The following is a 16,395-nucleotide window of genomic DNA, read 5'->3' as shown; positions in this document are numbered from 1 at the left end:
GAACCCGCCCCGGCCCCGCGCCGGCGCTCAGTGCTCCAGCCGGTGCGGATGGGCCGGGTACACGCCGAGGATGCGTACCTCGGTGGAGAAGAACCGCAGTTCGTGCAGGGCGAGGGCGACATGCGGCTCGTCGGGGTGGCCCTCGATCTCGACGTAGAAGCGGCTCGCGTTCAGCCCCGCACCGATCTGATAGCTCTCGATCTTCGTGAGGTTGACCCCGCTGGTGGCGAACCCGCCGAGCGCCTTGAACAGGGCGCTGGGGATGTTGCGCACGGAGAAGAACAGGCTCGTCATCGTCGGCTCCCCGGCGTCCGGGGCGACGCCGGCCTCCCGGGACAGGACGACGAACCGCGTGGTGTTGTCGGGGTCGTCCTCGACCCCGGAGCGCAGCACGTCGAGGCCGTACAGCCCGGCCGCGGCGGGCGGGGCGAGCGCCGCGTGCCGGGGATCCGCCAGCTCGGCCACCTCGCGCGCCGCTCCGGCCGTGTCGTCGGTGACCAGGGTGCGCCAGCCACCCTCCCGCAGCACCTTGCGGCACTGCCCGAGGGCGTGCACATGGCTGCGTACGCACTCCACCTGGTCCGGTGTCCCCCCGGGCACGCCCATCAGGTCGAAACGGATGCCGAGGAAGTGCTCGGCGATGATGAACAGCCCCGACTCGGGCAGCAGATGGTGCACGTCCGCCACCCGTCCGGCGGCGGAGTTGTCCACTGGGATCACGGCGACGTCGGCGGTGCCGAGCGTCACCGCATCCAGCGCCTGCTCGAAACCCGTGCAGGGCTGCTCGGCGCACCCGGGGTAGAGGGTGTGCGCGGCGGTCGCCGAGTTCGATCCGGGTTCACCTTGGTAAGCGACGGTGGTCACTGGGTTCGGTCTCTTGTCGTCGGGCGGCAGAAGCTCCGTAACGTATCAGGGAACCCCCGCCCTCAGATCCAGGTGTCCAGCCACATCCTGGAGTGCCAGTCGGCGTACGGGATCGTCGCGCCGGTGTAGAGCGGGAAGAAGTAGATGAAGTTCCAGGCGATGAGCAGGACGAGGGTGCCCGCGGCCACCGCGCCCCGTGTGCGCCGTGTGCGGTCCGCCCCCGGTGGCCCCAGGAGCGCGCCCACCGTCATCGCCACGGCCAGGCACAGGTACGGCACGAAGACGACCGCGTAGAAAGAGAAGATCGTGCGGTCCTGGTACAGGAACCAGGGCAGGTAACCGGCGCCCACCGCACACAGGACGGCCCCGGCCCGCCAGTCACGGCGCAGCGCCCAGCGGAAGAGCAGATAGAGCAGGGCACCGCACGCCGACCACCACAGGAGCGGGGTGCCGAGGGCGAGGACGGTCCGGGAGCAGTCGACCGCGGTGGTGCAGCCGTCCTGTCCGGGTTTCGGCGACTGGTAGTCGAACAGCACAGGCCGGCCCTGGACCAGCCAGCTCCAGGGGTTGGACTGGTACTTGTGCGGGTTGTGCAGGCCCACGTTGAAGTCGTACACGTTGGTCTCGTAGTGCCACAGGCTGCGCAGCGGGGCGGGGATCCACGACCAGGTGCCGTCGCGGCCGTCGGCCCAGTGGCGGTCGTACCCGTCGTCGGACAGGAACCAGCCGGTCCAGGTCGCCAGATAGGTCGCCACGGCGACCGGGACCAGGGACAGGAGGGACCAGCCGAGATCCCTGTTCAGCACCGCCAGGTAGGGGCGGGGGGAACCGGCCACGCGGCGGGAGCCGACGTCCCACAGCACCGTGAGGACCACGAAGAAGACCAGTACGTACAGGCCGTTCCACTTGGTGGCGGCCGCCAGTCCCAGGAAGACGCCGGCGGCGAGTCGCCAGGGACGCGATCCGGTCCCGGCGTGGTCGCCGGTGTGCACGTCCGGGCGCGCGCGGCCGTCCTCGCCGACCGGCAGGGCGGCCGCGAGGCGGGACCGCGCGCGGTCCCGGTCGACCAGCAGGGAACCGAAGGCCGCCAGGACGAAGAACATGACGACGAGGTCCAGCAGGGCGGTACGGCTCATCACCACGTGCAGGCCGTCCATCGCGAGGAGCGCGCCCGCCAGGCAGCCCAGCAGGGTCGAACGGAACAGCCGGCGCCCGATGCGGCACAGCATGAGCACCGACAGGGTGCCCAGGGCCGCCGTCATGAAGCGCCAGCCGAACGGGGTGAGGCCGAACATCCACTCCCCTAGGGCGATCACCCACTTGCCCATGGGCGGGTGCGCGACGAACGTCCCCGTGTCGGAGAGCGAGACGACCTGGGGGTCGGCGAGGATCTGCGGGTCGGCGATCTTGCGGTCCGGCCACGTGCCCTCGTAACCGAGCCGCAGCAGGGACCAGGCGTCCTTGGCGTAGTAGGTCTCGTCGAAGACCACGGCCCGCGGCCGGCCCAGGTGCCAGAAGCGGATCACCCCGGCCAGGGCGGCGACGAGCAACGGGCCCAGCCAGTCCCACACCGACGCCTTCGGGAAACGCGGAACGAGACGCTCGCGCAGCTCGGTCGCCGGGTGGGCCGTGTACCCGAACCGGCGAAGCCGCGCCTGCCAGTCCCGGGGCGCTGTCTGAGCGGGGGCCTCGACGACAGGGGAAGAGGTCAGGTCACTGCTCGTCACCGAACAGCCTGCCGTGCAGCGGAGTGCGCCCAGGGCGATATTTCGTCCACCCGGTGAACTTACCTGGGCTGTCGTCGAGTTGTCTCAGTTCTTCACGCCTTCCGGGGGCGGGCCCGTACGTGCATCCGCTCGCCCTGCGGCCCGAAGAGACTGAGGAACTCCGCAGGCCCCTCCCCCGTCGACCCGAACCAGTGCGGCACCCGGGTGTCGAACTCCGCCGCCTCACCCGCCGACATCACCACGTCATGGTCGCCCAGCACCACCCGCAGCCGCCCCGCCAGCACGTACAGCCACTCGTAGCCCTCGTGGGTGCGCAGCTCCGGCTCCTCCTCGCGGCGCGGCACCAGCACCTTGAAGGCCTGGAGGCCGCCGGGCTGCCGGGTGAGCGGCCAGAAGGTGCGTCCGTGCCGTTCGAGCGGCGCGGACCGCACCCGGGGGTCGCCGACCGGCGGGGCGCCGACCAGTTCGTCCAGCGGCACCTGGTGGGCCTGCGCGATCGGCAGCAGCAGCTCCAGGCTGGGCTTGCGCAGACCGGACTCCAGCCGGGAGAGCGTGCTCACGGAGATGCCGGTCGTCTCCGAGAGGGCCGCGAGGGTCACCTCCCGGTCCTTGCGCAGCCGCCTGAGCCTGGGTCCCACTTCGGCGAGAACGTCGTCGGTACTCATACCCGTATTGCAGAATCGGCAAAGTTGTTTGTCAATCCCGCGTCCGCGGAGCGACCGTGGCGGCATGACGGAGACACACGGCGAGACTTACGGCGAGACATACGAAGTGATCGTTGTCGGTGGCGGCGCGGCAGGCCTGTCCGCGGCCCTGGTCCTGGGCCGGGCCCGGCGTCGCACCCTGGTCGTCGACGCGGGCGAACCACGCAACGCGCCCGCCGCCCACCTTCAGGGCTTCCTCACCCGGGACGGCATGCCGCCCGCCGAGTTCCTGGCCATCGGCCGTGAGGAGATCAAGGAGTACGGCGTCGAGCTGGTCCGGGACCGGGTGACCGACATCGCCCCGGGCTTCGCCGTGACCCTGGCGGGCGGACGTGTGGTCCGGGCCCGTCGACTGGTCGTCGCGACCGGCCTCAGGGACGAGCTCCCGGGCCTGCCCGGCGTCGCCGAGCGCTTCGGCAAGGACGTCCTGCACTGCCCGTACTGCCACGGCTGGGAGGTCCGCGACCAGGCCTTCGGCGTGCTCGCCACGAGCCCGCTCAGCGTGCACCAGGCGCTGATGGTCTCCCAGTGGTCGAAGGACGTGACCCTGTTCCTGCACACGGTCGCCGAGTCCGAGCTCTCGGACGACGACCTGCGCAGGCTGGCCGCGGCCGGCGTCCGGGTGGTGCCGGGCGAGGTCGCCGAGCTGGTCGTGACGGACGACCGGCTCACCGCCGTACGGCTGGAGGACGGCACGACGCACGCGCGCGAGGTCGTCTTCACCGCCCCTCGGGCCGTCCCGCGGAACGACCTGCTGGAGCGGCTCGGAGCCGGGTTCCAGGAGACGCCCTTCGGCAACTATCCCGTGGTCGACGGGAACTGGCGGACGACCGTGCCCGGCGTGTACGCGGTGGGCAACGCGGCCGGCTTCGGGGAACAGGTGATCAACGCGGCGAGCGCCGGGTACCGGGCGGCCGCCACCCTCAACGGGGAGTTGCTGATGAGCGACCTCGACGCGGCCGCCGGGGTGTAGACCCGGCCCCTGCGGTGCACCCTGGATGCATGCTGCTTGCCCGGCTGGCACACGTGTCCCAGGAGGTCGCCGCCACCTCGGCCCGGTCCCGGAAGATCGCGCTCCTCGCCGAGCTGTTCCGGGAGGCCGAGGCGGACGACGTCCCGATCGTCATCCCGTATCTTGCGGGCCGGCTCCCGCAGGGCCGGCTCGGTGTCGGCTGGAAGGTGCTGAGCCGCCCGGTCGCCCCGGCCGCCGGGCCGACCCTGACCGTGCACGCGGTGGACGCCCTGCTGAGCGACCTCGGCAAGGTCGCGGGCGCGGGCTCGCAGGCCGAACGCGCCCGGCTGGTGGGTGAGTTGATGGGCGCGGCCACCGAGGACGAGCAACGGTTCCTGTTCGGGCTGATCACCGGCGAGGTGCGGCAGGGGGCGCTGGACGCGGTGGCGGTCGAGGGGCTCGCCCAGGCGACGCAGGCACCTCCCGCCGACGTACGCCGTGCCGTGATGCTCGCGGGCTCGCTCCAGACGGTGGCCGAGGCCCTGCTCACCGACGGCCCGCCCGCCCTGGACCGGTTCCGCCTCACCGTCGGCCGCCCGGTCCTGCCGATGCTGGCGCACAGCGCCTCCTCGGTGGCCGAGGCGGTCGACAAGCTCGGCACCTGCGCGGTCGAGGAGAAGCTGGACGGCATCCGGGTGCAGGTCCACCGGGACGGCGACGCCGTACGGCTGTACACCCGCACTCTCGACGACATCACCGACCGGCTGCCCGAACTGACCGCCGCCGCACTGGAGTTGCGGGGTGAGCGGTTCATCCTGGACGGCGAGGTGATCGCCTTCGACGAGGCAGGGCGCCCGCGGTCCTTCCAGGAGACCGCGGGCCGGGTCGGCTCCCGGGTGGACGTGACGACGGCCGCCGAGGCGGTGCCCGTCTCCCCCGTCTTCTTCGACGCCCTGTCCGTCGACGACCGCGACCTGCTCGACCTGCCGTTCGCCGAACGGCACGCGGAGCTGGCCCGGTTGGTGCCCGAGCCGATGCGGGTGCGGCGCACGCTGGTGTCCGGGCCGCAGGATCTGGGGACGGCCGAGGAGTTCCTCGCCGAGACCCTGGAGCGCGGCCACGAGGGCGTCGTCGTGAAGTCCCTCGACGCCCCGTACAGCGCGGGCCGGCGGGGTGCGTCCTGGCTGAAGGTCAAGCCCGTGCACACCCTGGACCTGGTGGTGCTGGCCGCTGAGTGGGGCCACGGCCGGCGTACCGGCAAGCTCTCCAACCTGCACCTCGGCGCCCGCACGGCCGACGGCGGCTTCGCGATGCTCGGCAAGACCTTCAAGGGCATGACCGACGCGATGCTCACCTGGCAGACCGAGCGGCTCCAGGAGTTGGCGGTGGACAGCAGCGGTTTCGTGGTGACCGTACGGCCCGAACTCGTCGTCGAGATCGCCTACGACGGCCTCCAGAGGTCGACCCGCTACCCGGCCGGGGTCACCCTCCGGTTCGCCCGTGTGGTCCGCTACCGGGAGGACAAGCGGCCGGAGGAGGCAGACACGGTGGAGACGTTGCTGGCCGCACACCCGGAGGTGAAGCCGTGAAGACCAGCGCCGGGCTGCTGTTGTTCCGGCACACGTCCGACGGCCTTGAGGTGTTGCTGGGCCATATGGGCGGCCCGTTCTTCGCGCGCCGGGACTCCGGGGCGTGGAGCGTGCCGAAGGGCGAGTACGGGCCCGAGTCGGAGTCGGCCTGGGACGCGGCCCGCCGGGAGTTCCAGGAGGAGCTGGGGCTGCCGCCGCCGGACGGGAAGGCCGTACCGCTCGGTGAGGTCCGGCAGACGAACGGCAAGGTCGTCACGGCCTGGGCGATCGAGGCCGACCTCGATCCGGCGACCGTGGTGCCGGGGGTGTTCAGCATGGAGTGGCCGCCGAAGTCCGGGCGGACCCAGGAGTTCCCCGAGCTGGACCGCGTCGAGTGGTTCGGCCTGGACCGGGCCCGGACCGTGATCGTCAAGGCGCAGGCCGCGTTTCTCGACCGGCTGGCTGAGCACTCGGGCTGACGTCCACGCGTTGCGGTCGCCCCCGCCGCGCGGGAAGGTCGAAGCACAGTCAGCTCTTCAGGAGGTCGGTCATGCCCATCGCGACGGTGAACCCGGCGAACGGCGAGACGCTCAAGACGTACGAGGCCATGGGCGAGGAGGAGATCGAACGCAGGCTCCAGCTCGCCCAGGCGACGTTCCGCACCTACCGCACGACGTCCTTCGCCGAGCGTGCCGGTCTCCTGAACCGGGCCGCCGAGCTCCTCGACGACGCCCAGCAGGACATCGCCCGGGTCATGACCACCGAGATGGGCAAGCCGGTCAAGCAGGCCCGCGCGGAGGCCGCCAAGTGCGCCAAGGCGATGCGCTGGTACGCCGAGCACGCGGAGTCACTGCTGGCCGACGAGGAGCCCGCCGCGCACGACGTCAAGGACTCCGGCGCCTCCCGCGCCCTGGTCCGCTACCGGCCGCTGGGGCCCGTGCTCGCGGTGATGCCGTGGAACTTCCCGCTGTGGCAGGTGATCCGCTTCGCCGCGCCCGCGCTGATGGCGGGGAATGTCGGTCTGCTCAAGCACGCCTCGAACGTGCCGCAGACCGCCCTGTTCCTGGAGGACCTCTTCCATCAGGCGGGGTTCCCGGAGGGCTGCTTCCAGACCCTGCTCGTCGGGTCCGGCGCGATCGACGAGATCCTGCGCGACGACCGCGTCAAGGCGGCCACGCTCACGGGCAGTGAGCCCGCGGGCCGGGCGGTCGCCTCCACCGCAGGGGACATGGTGAAGAAGACCGTGCTGGAGCTCGGCGGCAGCGACCCGTACATCGTCATGCCGTCCGCGGACGTCGACCGGGCCGCCGAGGTCGCGGTGACGGCGCGGGTGCAGAACAACGGGCAGTCCTGCATCGCCGCCAAGCGGTTCATCGTGCACACGGACGTCTACGACCGTTTCGCCGAGCGGTTCGTCGCGGGCATGAGGGCCCTCAAGGTCGGCGACCCGCTGGAGGAGGACACCGAGGTCGGACCCCTGTCGAGCGAGCAGGGACGGACCGACCTGGAGGAACTGGTCGACGACGCCAGGCGCAGCGGGGCGAGCGTGCTGTGCGGCGGGCAGCGGCCCGACGGACCCGGCTGGTACTACCCGCCGACCGTCGTCGCCGACGTGAGCCGCGAGATGCGCATCCACCGCGAGGAGACCTTCGGTCCGGTGGCCACGCTGTACCGGGCGGCCGACCTCGACGAGGCGGTGCTGATCGCCAACGACTCGGCGTTCGGGCTGAGTTCCAACGTGTGGACCCGGGACGAGGCCGAGGTCGACCGGTTCGTACGGGACCTGGAGGCCGGCGGGGTGTTCGTGAACGGGATGACCGCCTCGCATCCGGCGTTCCCGTTCGGCGGGGTGAAGCGGTCCGGGTACGGGCGTGAGCTGTCCGGGCACGGAATCAGGGAGTTCTGCAACATCACGACGGTTTGGCACGGAGCGTGACACTTGCGCGGCTAACATCCCGGGTGTGAACCGCGAAGTGACTCTGCCTCTGATCGTCGACGACCGCGGGACCCTGCAGGTGGCTGCGGCCGATGTGAGCAAGCTGCTCCGCAGTCTCGGCGGGCGGTGGCTGCACCTGGTCGAGGCCGGCGCCGACGGGCTGGACGAGGATACGGTCGCCGCACTGACGATCGAGCTCGCGAAGCTCGCCGACCGGATCGACGTCGCGTGCATCGCGCACAGCAGCGGCGGGGCGCCGTAGGAGGTACCGGCGCGTCCCTCGGCATCCCGCGTTCGGCGCAACCCGGCGCGAAGTCGGCCGCCCGTCAGGTGATCGTGGACGGGACCAGTCTTCGGTTCCGGGACGGGACGGCGTGCGATGAGCGAAGAGACGATCACCGAGATCCTGCCCCCGATCCGGCACTGGCCGGCGCTCGACCTGAAGGGCGTCGACTTCGACCCGGTGCTGACCGAGCTGATGCGCGAGGGGCCGGTCACCCGGATCCGGCTGCCGCACGGCGAGGGCTGGGCCTGGCTGGTCACCCGGTACGACGACGTACGGACGGTGACCGAGGACCCGCGCTTCAGCCGCCAGGCCGTCACGGACCAGCCGGTCACCCGGCTCGACCGGCATGGCACCCCAGGGCGCGGAGCGGTCACCTTCCTCGACCCGCCCCACCACACCCGGCTGCGCCGCTCCGTGGCCGCAGCCTTCAGCGCCGAGGGTGTGGAGCGGGTCCGGGACACGTCCCGCAGGATGCTCGACGAACTGGTCGACGAGCTGCTCCAGGACGGCCCGCCCGCCGACCTGACCGCGGCGGTGCTCAGCCCCTTCCCCGCCGCGGTGCTCTGCGAGCTGATGGGCGTCCCGGCCGCCGACCGGCACCGCATGCACGCCTGGACCCGGCTGATCCTGTCCTCCTGGCACGGCGCCCAGGCCGGTGAGCGGGCCAGGGAGGAGATGGGCGCCTACTTCGCCGACCTCATCGGTCTCCGGGAGGGCGGCACCGGTCAGGACGTGGCCTGCCTCCTCGGGGCCGCCGTGGGCCGCGGCGAGGTGACGCTTGAGGAGGCCGCGGGGTTCGCGGTGCTGCTCCAGCTCGGCGGCGCGGCGGTGACGGACAACAGCGGCCAGCTGTTCCACCTGCTGCTGGCCCGGCCCGCCCTGGCCGAACGCCTGCGCGCCGAGCCGGAGATCCGCCCGCGGGCCGTCGAGGAGCTACTGCGCTACATACCGCACCGCAACACGGTCGGGCTGGCACGGATCGCCCTGGAGGACGTGGGCATCCGAGGGGTACGGATCAGGGCGGGCGACGCGATCTACGTGTCGTATCTGTCCGCGAACCGGGACCCGGACGTCTTCCCCTACCCGGAGACGATCGACTTCTCCCGCAGCCCCAACCCGCACATGACGTTCGGCTCCGGTCCGCACCGCTGCCCGGGCGGGACCCTGGCCCGGCTGGTGACCGGGCTGCTGGTCGAGGCGCTGCTCGACCGGGTGCCGGGCCTGAGGCCGGCGGTGCCGCCGGAGCACGTGCCCTTCAAGAAGGGCACGTCGATCCGCGGCCCCGAGGCGCTCCCGGTGACGTGGTGACGGACGTCAGCGGATGGACATGCCGGACAGGGTCCGGGCGATGACCAGGCGCTGGATCTCGCTCGTGCCCTCGAAAATGGTGTAGATCGCGGCGTCGCGGTGCATGCGCTCCACCGGGTACTCGCGCGTGTAGCCGTTGCCGCCCAGGATCTGTACGGCCTGCGCCGTGACCGTCTTCGCCGTCTCACTGGCGAAGAGCTTCGACATCGAGCCCTCGGCGGCGGTGAACTGCTTGCCGTTGATCGCCATCCAGGAGGCACGCCAGACGAGGAGGCGGGCCGCGTCGATGGAGGTGCGCATGTCGGCGAGCTGGAAGGCCACGCCCTGGTTGTCGATGATCGGCCGGCCGAACTGCTCACGCGTCTTGGCGTAGTCGAGGGCGACCTCGTACGCGGCGCGGGCGGTGCCCACGGCCATGGCGCCCACGGCGGGCCGCGAGGCCTCGAACGTGGCCATCGCCGCGTTCTTCACCCGCTCCCCGCCGGTCTTCGCCCGCTCACGGGCCCGGGCGAGGCGCTGGTCGAGCTTCTCCTTGCCGCCCAGGAGGCAGGAGCCGGGCACCCGGACGTTCTCCAGCACGACCTCGGCCGTGTGCGAGGCGCGGATGCCGTGCTTCTTGAACTTCTGGCCCTGGGACAGCCCCGGCGTGTTCGGCGGCACGATGAAGGAGGCGTGGCCCTTGGAGCCGAGCTCCGCGTCGACGACCGCGACGACGACATGGACGTTGGCGATGCCGCCGTTGGTCGCCCAGGTCTTCGTGCCGTTGAGCACCCACTCGTCCTTGGCCTCGTCGTACACGGCACGCGTGCGCATGGAGGCCACGTCGGAACCGGCGTCCGGCTCGGACGAGCAGAACGCGGCGACCTTGACGTCGTTCGCGTCGCCGTACATCTGGGGGATCCAGGTGCCGATCTGTTCCTCGGTTCCGTTGGCGAGAACGCCGACAGCGGCGAGTCCGGTGCCTACGATCGACAGGGCGATGCCCGCGTCGCCCCAGAACAGCTCCTCCATCGCCATCGGGATACCGAGCCCGGTGGGGTCGAAGTACTGCTGGGCGTAGAAGTCGAGGGAGTAGATGCCGACCTTCGCGGCCTCCTGGATGACCGGCCAGGGAGTCTCCTCACGCTCGTCCCATTCGGCGGCCGCGGGGCGGATGACGTCGGCGGCGAAGCCGTGCAGCCAGTCCCGGACCTCCTTCTGTTCGTCGTTGAGCTCCATGGTGAACTCGGCCATGTCCCCTCCAGCGGCGACGCACGTGCATGTTACTTGCGGTAACTCGAGTCTGTTACCCACGGGTAGGAAAAGTCAACTCCCACAGACCAGTCAGCAGCCTGTTCGATGTCCATCATCGGTCGGGTGTTAGTTTGCGCAGGCGTTACCGATTCAGCACGGGTGGGGAGAGCTCATGGACACCACACAGCGGACCGATCAGCAGCGGTCCGCCGACCGCCGTCGGCGCGAGCTGCTGGAGGCCGCGGACAGAGTGGTGCTGCGCGACGGCCCGCAGGCCTCCATGAACGCCATCGCCGCGGAGGCCGGCATCACCAAGCCGATTCTGTATCGGCACTTCGGTGACAAGGGGGGACTTTACGCCGCGCTCGCCAAGCGGCACACCGACGCCCTGCTGGACTCGCTGCGGGCGGCGCTGGACGCTCCCGCGGACCGGCGCGAGCGGGTCGAGGCGACCCTGGACACGTACCTGGCCGCGATCGAGGCCCGGCCGCAGGTCTACCGGTTCCTGATGCACCCCTCCGACGGGGGCCAGGCCGGGGACCAGGGGTTCGACGTCGGCCAGCATTCCGCGCCCCTGCTGCGCAGAATGGGTGAAGAGTTGGGGCAGGTCATCGAGGACCGGCTGGATCTCGGCCCGATGAGTCAGCTGCTCTCCCGGGTGTGGGGGCACGGGATCGTCGGGATGATGTACGCGGCGGGCGACTGGTGGCTCGGGGAACGGCCGTGTTCCCGCGCCGAGTTGGTGCGGAACATGGCTGACCTGCTGTGGGGGCGGCTCGCGGCGGTGGGGGACAGGGTGGGGGGCCCGGGGTTCTGACGGTGTGCTCTGGGCTGCCGGCCGGTGGGGGCTGGTCGCTCAGTTCCCCGCGCCCCTAGGTGGGATCACTTGCCCTGTGCCAAGAAGTCCGGGCCGCTTGGCGCATGAGTTTTCGCTTGCGCCACCCCGTCAGGTGGTCTGCGTAGACCTTCCCCTCCAGGTGGTCGATCTCGTGCTGCAGGCACCTCGCGAAGAAGCCCGTGCCGTGGATCGTCACGGGCTCTCCGGTCACCGTGAAACCCTCCACCACCGCATGGTCGTACCGCTCTGTTCCCGCCTCCAGGCCCGGCAGGGACAGACAGCCCTCCGGGCCCCGCAGCACCACACCGTCCGTCTCCACCAGCCGTGGGTTCACCACATGTCCCAGGTGGCGGACCTCTTCGTCGTCGGGGCAGTCGTACACGAACACGCGCAGAGGGACGCCCACTTGGTTCGCCGCGAGTCCCACCCCCTCGTACGCGTACATCGTCGCGAACAGGTCCTCCACGAGCGTCGCCAGTTCCGGGCCGAAGTCCGATACGTCCTCGCAGGGTTCGTGCAGCACGGGGCTGCCGAGGAGGGAGAGGGGCCGGACCCGGCCACGGGTGCCCGGAATGGAGCCGTTTCGCATGGCCGCAAGGGTACGGCGATTCGGGACTGCCTACGGATCTCGATAGGCTGAGGTCCACACCACGTGGCCGGAGGCTGAGGCGCGGCGCGTACGCAAGGAGGATCGAGATCTGATGACAGGCAACTCGGACCCGCTCTCGCCGCGGGCCAAGCTGGCCGTGACGGCGGGCAAGGCCGTCGCGGCGGCATCCCGAGCCGCGGGTCGCGGCAGCGGTTCGGTCATCGGCGGCCGAGTGGCCCTCAAACTCGACCCCGACCTCCTTGCCCGGCTCGCCCAGAACCTGGACGTCGTCCTCGTCTCGGCGACCAACGGCAAGACCACCACGACCCGGCTGATCGCGGAGGCGCTGGGCGCCGCCGGACCCGTCGTCTCCAACGCCCTCGGCGCCAACATGCCCGCCGGTATCACCTCGGCGCTCGCCGGCGGCTCGGAGGCCCGGTACGGCGTCATCGAGGTCGACGAGAAGTACCTCGCGGGCGTGGCCCGTGACACCGACCCCAAGTGCATCGCGCTGCTGAACCTCTCCCGCGACCAGCTGGACCGTGCCGCCGAGACCCGCATGCTCGCGGAGAACTGGCGCGAGGGGCTGGCGGGTTCGAAGGCCGTGGTCGTCGCCAACGCCGACGACCCGCTCGTCGTGTGGGCCGCCTCCTCCTCCCCCAACGTCATCTGGGTCGCCGCCGGACAGATGTGGAAGGACGACGCCTGGTCCTGCCCGTCCTGCGGCGGCGTGATGCAGCGGCCGGGCGACGACTGGTTCTGCGGCGAGTGCGGGTTCCGGCGGCCCACGCCCAGTTGGGCGCTCTCCGGCGACCATGTGCTCGACCCGCACGGCTCCGCCTGGCCGATCCACCTCCAGCTGCCCGGCCGCGCCAACAAGGCCAACGCCGCGTCCTCCGCCGCTGTGGCCGCCGTCTTCGGTGTACCGCCGCAGGTCGCCCTGGAACGCATGTACCAGGTGCAGGCCGTGGCCGGCCGCTACGACGTGGTCCAGTTCCAGCAGCGCGACCTGCGCCTGCTGCTCGCGAAGAACCCGGCCGGCTGGCTCGAGACGTTCAGCCTGATCGACCCGCCGCCGACCCCCGTGATCCTCTCCGTCAACGCCCGCGGCGCCGACGGCACCGACACCTCCTGGCTGTGGGACGTCGACTACACGCGCCTCACCGGCCACCCGATCTGCGTGATCGGCGACCGCAAGCTGGACCTCGCGGTCCGTCTGGAGGTCGCGAACCAGAACTTCCAGGTCTGCGACAACCTCGACCAGGCCGTGCAGATGAGCCCGCCGGGCCGCATCGAGGTCATCGCCAACTACACCGCCTTCCAGGACCTGCGCCGCCGCGTCGGCAACTGAGACACAGGGGACTTTTGTGAGCGACAACCAACTGCGGATCGTCTGGATCTACCCCGACCTGCTCAGCACCTACGGCGACCAGGGCAACGCCCTCGTCATCGAGCGCCGGGCCCGCCAGCGCGGCCTCGACGTGGCCCGCCTGGACGTGCGCAGCGACCAGCCGATCCCGACCTCCGGTGACATCTACCTGATCGGCGGCGGCGAGGACCGGCCCCAGCGGCTGGCGGCCGAGCGGCTGCGCCGGGACGGCGGTCTGCACCGGGCCGTCGGCAACGGCGCGATCGTCTTCTCGGTGTGCGCCGGCTACCAGATCCTCGGCCACGAGTTCATCAACGACCTCGGCCAGCGCGAGCCCGGCCTCGGCCTGCTCGACGTGGTCTCCGTGCGCGGTGAGGGCGAGCGGTGTGTCGGTGACGTGCTCGCCGACATCGACCCGCGCCTCGGCCTGCCCCCGCTGACCGGCTTCGAGAACCACCAGGGCGTCACCCACCTCGGCCCCACCGCCCGCCCGTTCGCCAACGTCAAGCTGGGCAAGGGCAATGGCACCGGGGACGGTACGGAGGGGGCGTACAACGACACGGTTTTCGGCACGTACATGCACGGGCCCGTGCTCGCGCGCAACCCGCTGATCGCCGACCTGCTGCTGAAGCTGGCGCTCGACGTGAACGCGCTGCCGCCGACCGACGACCGCTGGTACGAGGCCCTGCGCAACGAACGCATCACGGCCGCTCAGCAGCCCGCCTGAGCACAGAGTTCACCTCGGTTCCAGGCGGGTGTCACCAGCCCGTCTGACGAGGTCTCCGCACAGGTGAGCGGGGTCGTCCAGCTGGCGGACGCGTGCTTCGGCCCCGCCCCCTCCTGCCGCTAGGGTGGCGGGGTTCGAGCCGGACAGCGTGGTCCGGACCCGTGCCCCGTTCACTCGCTGAGAAGGTTCTTGCGGCTATGCGCATTGGTGTCCTCACCTCCGGCGGCGACTGTCCCGGCCTGAACGCCGTCATCCGGTCCGTCGTGCACCGTGCCGTCGCCGACCACGGCGACGAGGTCATCGGTTTCCGGGACGGCTGGAAGGGCCTCCTGGAGTGCGACTACCTCAAGCTCGACCTCGACGCGGTGGGCGGCATCCTGGCCCGCGGCGGCACGATCCTCGGTTCCTCCCGGGTCCAGCCCTCGCATCTGCGGGACGGCGTGGAGCGGGCCAGGGGACATGTCGAGGAGCTCGGGCTCGACGCGATCATCCCCATCGGCGGCGAGGGCACACTCAAGGCGGCCCGGCTGATGTCGGACGCCGGTCTGCCGATCGTGGGCGTGCCGAAGACGATCGACAACGACATCGCGGTCACGGACGTCACCTTCGGGTTCGACACGGCCGTCGGGGTCGCCACCGAGGCGCTCGACCGGCTCAAGACCACCGCCGAGTCCCATCAGCGGGTGCTCGTCGTCGAGGTCATGGGGCGACACACCGGGTGGATAGCGCTGCACTCCGGGATGGCGGCCGGCGCGCACGCCATCGTCGTACCGGAGCGTCCCTTCGACATCGAGGAGCTGACCCGGCGGGTCGGCGAGCGGTTCGAGGCCGGGAAGCGGTTCGCCATCGTCGTAGCGGCGGAAGGCGCCAAGCCGGCGCCCGGTTCCATGGCCTTCGACGAGGGCGCCAAGGACATCTACGGGCACGAGCGCTTCGCCGGGATCGCCCGCCAGCTGTCGATCGAGCTGGAGGAGCGGCTGGGGAAGGAAGCCCGGCCGGTCATCCTCGGGCATGTGCAGCGCGGCGGTACGCCCACCGCGTACGACCGGGTGCTCGCCACCCGGTTCGGCTGGCACGCGGTGGAGGCCGTGCACCGGGGCGAGTTCGGTCACATGACGGCTCTTCGCGGGACCGACATCGTGATGGTGCCGCTGGCGGAGGCCGTGGAGACGCTGAAGACGGTTCCGGAGGACCGGTACGCGGAAGCCGAGTGCGTGCTCTAGTTCCCGCGACCGTGGCCCCCGGCTGAAAGATCAGCCGGGGGCGGTTCTAGTCTGTGTGGCGGACAGACTCGTACAACCCCCACGAATCAGGAGCCGCCGCGATGGACCACAGCGGGCACGGCATGACGCACGATCTGCCGCCGTTCACGCTGGGACGAGGGCTTCAGTGGTCGGCCGACCCCTTCTTCCTCGTCGCCTGCCTCCTCGCGCTCGGCCTGTACGCCTGGGGAGTCGTGCGACTGCGGCGGCGGGGGGACTCGTGGTCCGTGGGGCGGACCGTGTCCTATGTGCTCGGCGTGCTGTCCATCGGGCTGATGATGTGCACGAAGCTGAACGACTACGGCATGGTCATGTTTAGCGTGCACATGGTGCAGCACATGGTGATCAGCATGCTGTCGCCGATCCTCATCCTGCTCGGCGCCCCGGTCACCCTGGCCCTCCGGGCGCTGCCCGTCGCCGGCAAGGGACGCAAGGGGCCCCGCGAGCTGCTGCTGGCGCTGCTGCACAGCCGGTACATGCGGATCGTCACGCATCCCGCGTTCACCATTCCGCTGTTCATCGCGAGCCTGTACGCCCTCTATTTCACGCCGATCTTCGACTCCCTGATGGGGTCGAAGACCGGGCACGTCGCGATGATGGTCCACTTCCTCGCCGTCGGTGTCGTCTTCTTCTGGCCGATCATCGGCGTCGACCCGGGGCCGCACCGGCCCGGCTATCTGATGCGGATGCTGGAGCTGTTCGCCGGGATGCCGTTCCACGCGTTCTTCGGCATCGCGCTGATGATGGCGTCCGAGCCCATGGTGGAGACGTTCAAGAACCCGCCCGCCTCGCTCGGCATCGACGCGCTCTCCGACCAGAACTACGCCGGCGGTATCGCCTGGGCGTTCAGTGAGATTCCCTCCGTCCTGGTTCTGATCGCACTGCTGTTCCAGTGGTACGGCTCCGAACAGCGGCAGGCCAAACGCACCGACCGGGCCGCGGACCGGGACGGCGACAAGGAACTCGAGGCGTACAACGCATATTTGGCCTCATTGAGCACCCACGAACGTTAAAGGCTTCGCCTTTCCGGAG

General features: G+C 70.8%; 16 protein-coding genes. 11 read left to right on the top strand and 5 right to left on the bottom strand.

Features of this window, described 5'->3' with window-relative positions:
* Positions 1-27: 27 nt before the first annotated feature.
* From D1369_RS35545 to D1369_RS35535, 3 genes are all read right to left on the bottom strand, one after another.
* Positions 28-864, bottom strand: a complete 837-nt coding sequence (locus D1369_RS35545) for a prephenate dehydratase (RefSeq protein WP_118082829.1) — start codon at positions 862-864, stop codon at positions 28-30.
* 62 nt (positions 865-926) lie between these two features.
* Positions 927-2,576, bottom strand: a complete 1,650-nt coding sequence (locus D1369_RS35540; RefSeq protein WP_240436193.1) for a phospholipid carrier-dependent glycosyltransferase — start codon at positions 2,574-2,576, stop codon at positions 927-929.
* A gap of 107 nt (positions 2,577-2,683) precedes the next feature.
* Positions 2,684-3,256, bottom strand: coding sequence for an XRE family transcriptional regulator (locus D1369_RS35535; protein ID WP_007380385.1), 573 nt, complete (start codon positions 3,254-3,256; stop codon positions 2,684-2,686).
* A gap of 64 nt (positions 3,257-3,320) precedes the next feature.
* Between D1369_RS35535 and D1369_RS35530 the strand changes: the two genes are divergently transcribed.
* The 6 genes from D1369_RS35530 to D1369_RS35505 all read left to right on the top strand — a co-directional run bounded on the left by D1369_RS35530 (position 3,321) and on the right by D1369_RS35505 (position 9,345).
* Positions 3,321-4,268 (top strand): NAD(P)/FAD-dependent oxidoreductase, encoded by a 948-nt coding sequence (locus D1369_RS35530; protein WP_118082828.1) that lies wholly within the window; start codon positions 3,321-3,323, stop codon positions 4,266-4,268.
* 29 nt (positions 4,269-4,297) lie between these two features.
* Positions 4,298-5,836, top strand: coding sequence for an ATP-dependent DNA ligase (locus tag D1369_RS35525; RefSeq protein ID WP_118082827.1), 1,539 nt, complete (start codon positions 4,298-4,300; stop codon positions 5,834-5,836).
* Positions 5,833-6,294, top strand: coding sequence for an NUDIX domain-containing protein (locus tag D1369_RS35520; RefSeq protein ID WP_007380388.1), 462 nt, complete (start codon positions 5,833-5,835; stop codon positions 6,292-6,294). Before D1369_RS35525 ends, D1369_RS35520 begins: the two co-directional genes overlap by 4 nt.
* 71 nt (positions 6,295-6,365) lie before the next feature.
* Positions 6,366-7,751 carry an NADP-dependent succinic semialdehyde dehydrogenase gene (locus D1369_RS35515; RefSeq protein WP_007380389.1) on the top strand — a complete coding sequence of 462 codons (1,386 nt, stop codon included), beginning with the start codon at positions 6,366-6,368 and terminating at the stop codon, positions 7,749-7,751.
* Between the two features lie 25 nt (positions 7,752-7,776).
* Positions 7,777-8,013: a DUF6213 family protein gene (locus D1369_RS35510; RefSeq protein ID WP_007380390.1), complete on the top strand. Its 237-nt coding sequence runs from the start codon at positions 7,777-7,779 to the stop codon at positions 8,011-8,013.
* A 117-nt stretch (positions 8,014-8,130) separates the two neighbouring features.
* Positions 8,131-9,345, top strand: a complete 1,215-nt coding sequence (locus tag D1369_RS35505) for a cytochrome P450 (RefSeq protein ID WP_007380391.1) — start codon at positions 8,131-8,133, stop codon at positions 9,343-9,345.
* 6 nt (positions 9,346-9,351) lie between these two features.
* On the opposite strand, the gene D1369_RS35500 is transcribed toward D1369_RS35505, so the two are convergent.
* A complete protein-coding gene (locus tag D1369_RS35500) occupies positions 9,352-10,578 on the bottom strand; it encodes an acyl-CoA dehydrogenase family protein (RefSeq protein ID WP_007380392.1) in 1,227 nt (408 codons plus the stop codon).
* 172 nt (positions 10,579-10,750) lie between these two features.
* Here D1369_RS35500 and D1369_RS35495 point away from each other — a divergent pair, with 172 nt between their 5' ends.
* Positions 10,751-11,395: a TetR family transcriptional regulator gene (locus tag D1369_RS35495; RefSeq protein WP_007380393.1), complete on the top strand. Its 645-nt coding sequence runs from the start codon at positions 10,751-10,753 to the stop codon at positions 11,393-11,395.
* Between the two features lie 55 nt (positions 11,396-11,450).
* Here D1369_RS35495 and def read toward each other — a convergent pair whose 3' ends face one another.
* Entirely contained in the window at positions 11,451-12,005 is a 555-nt protein-coding gene (gene def, locus D1369_RS35490; protein ID WP_037899156.1) for a peptide deformylase, read from the bottom strand.
* 112 nt (positions 12,006-12,117) lie between these two features.
* On the opposite strand from def, the gene D1369_RS35485 reads away from it, so the two are divergent.
* From D1369_RS35485 to D1369_RS35470, 4 genes are all read left to right on the top strand, one after another.
* Positions 12,118-13,356, top strand: coding sequence for a MurT ligase domain-containing protein (locus tag D1369_RS35485; RefSeq protein WP_007380394.1), 1,239 nt, complete (start codon positions 12,118-12,120; stop codon positions 13,354-13,356).
* A 16-nt stretch (positions 13,357-13,372) separates the two neighbouring features.
* Positions 13,373-14,101, top strand: coding sequence for a glutamine amidotransferase (locus D1369_RS35480; protein ID WP_007380395.1), 729 nt, complete (start codon positions 13,373-13,375; stop codon positions 14,099-14,101).
* A 197-nt stretch (positions 14,102-14,298) separates the two neighbouring features.
* The gene (locus D1369_RS35475; protein ID WP_118082826.1) at positions 14,299-15,324 is read left to right on the top strand and encodes a 6-phosphofructokinase; all 1,026 of its coding nucleotides are present in this window, start codon (positions 14,299-14,301) and stop codon (positions 15,322-15,324) included.
* A gap of 101 nt (positions 15,325-15,425) precedes the next feature.
* Entirely contained in the window at positions 15,426-16,376 is a 951-nt protein-coding gene (locus D1369_RS35470) for a cytochrome c oxidase assembly protein (RefSeq protein WP_007380398.1), read from the top strand.
* Positions 16,377-16,395: the final 19 nt, after the last annotated feature.

The organism is Streptomyces sp. CC0208 (assembly GCF_003443735.1).
GTDB lineage: Bacteria > Actinomycetota > Actinomycetes > Streptomycetales > Streptomycetaceae > Streptomyces > Streptomyces sviceus.
The sequence above is the reverse complement of the archived record's forward strand: the minus strand, read 5'-3'. Positions and strand labels throughout refer to the sequence as shown.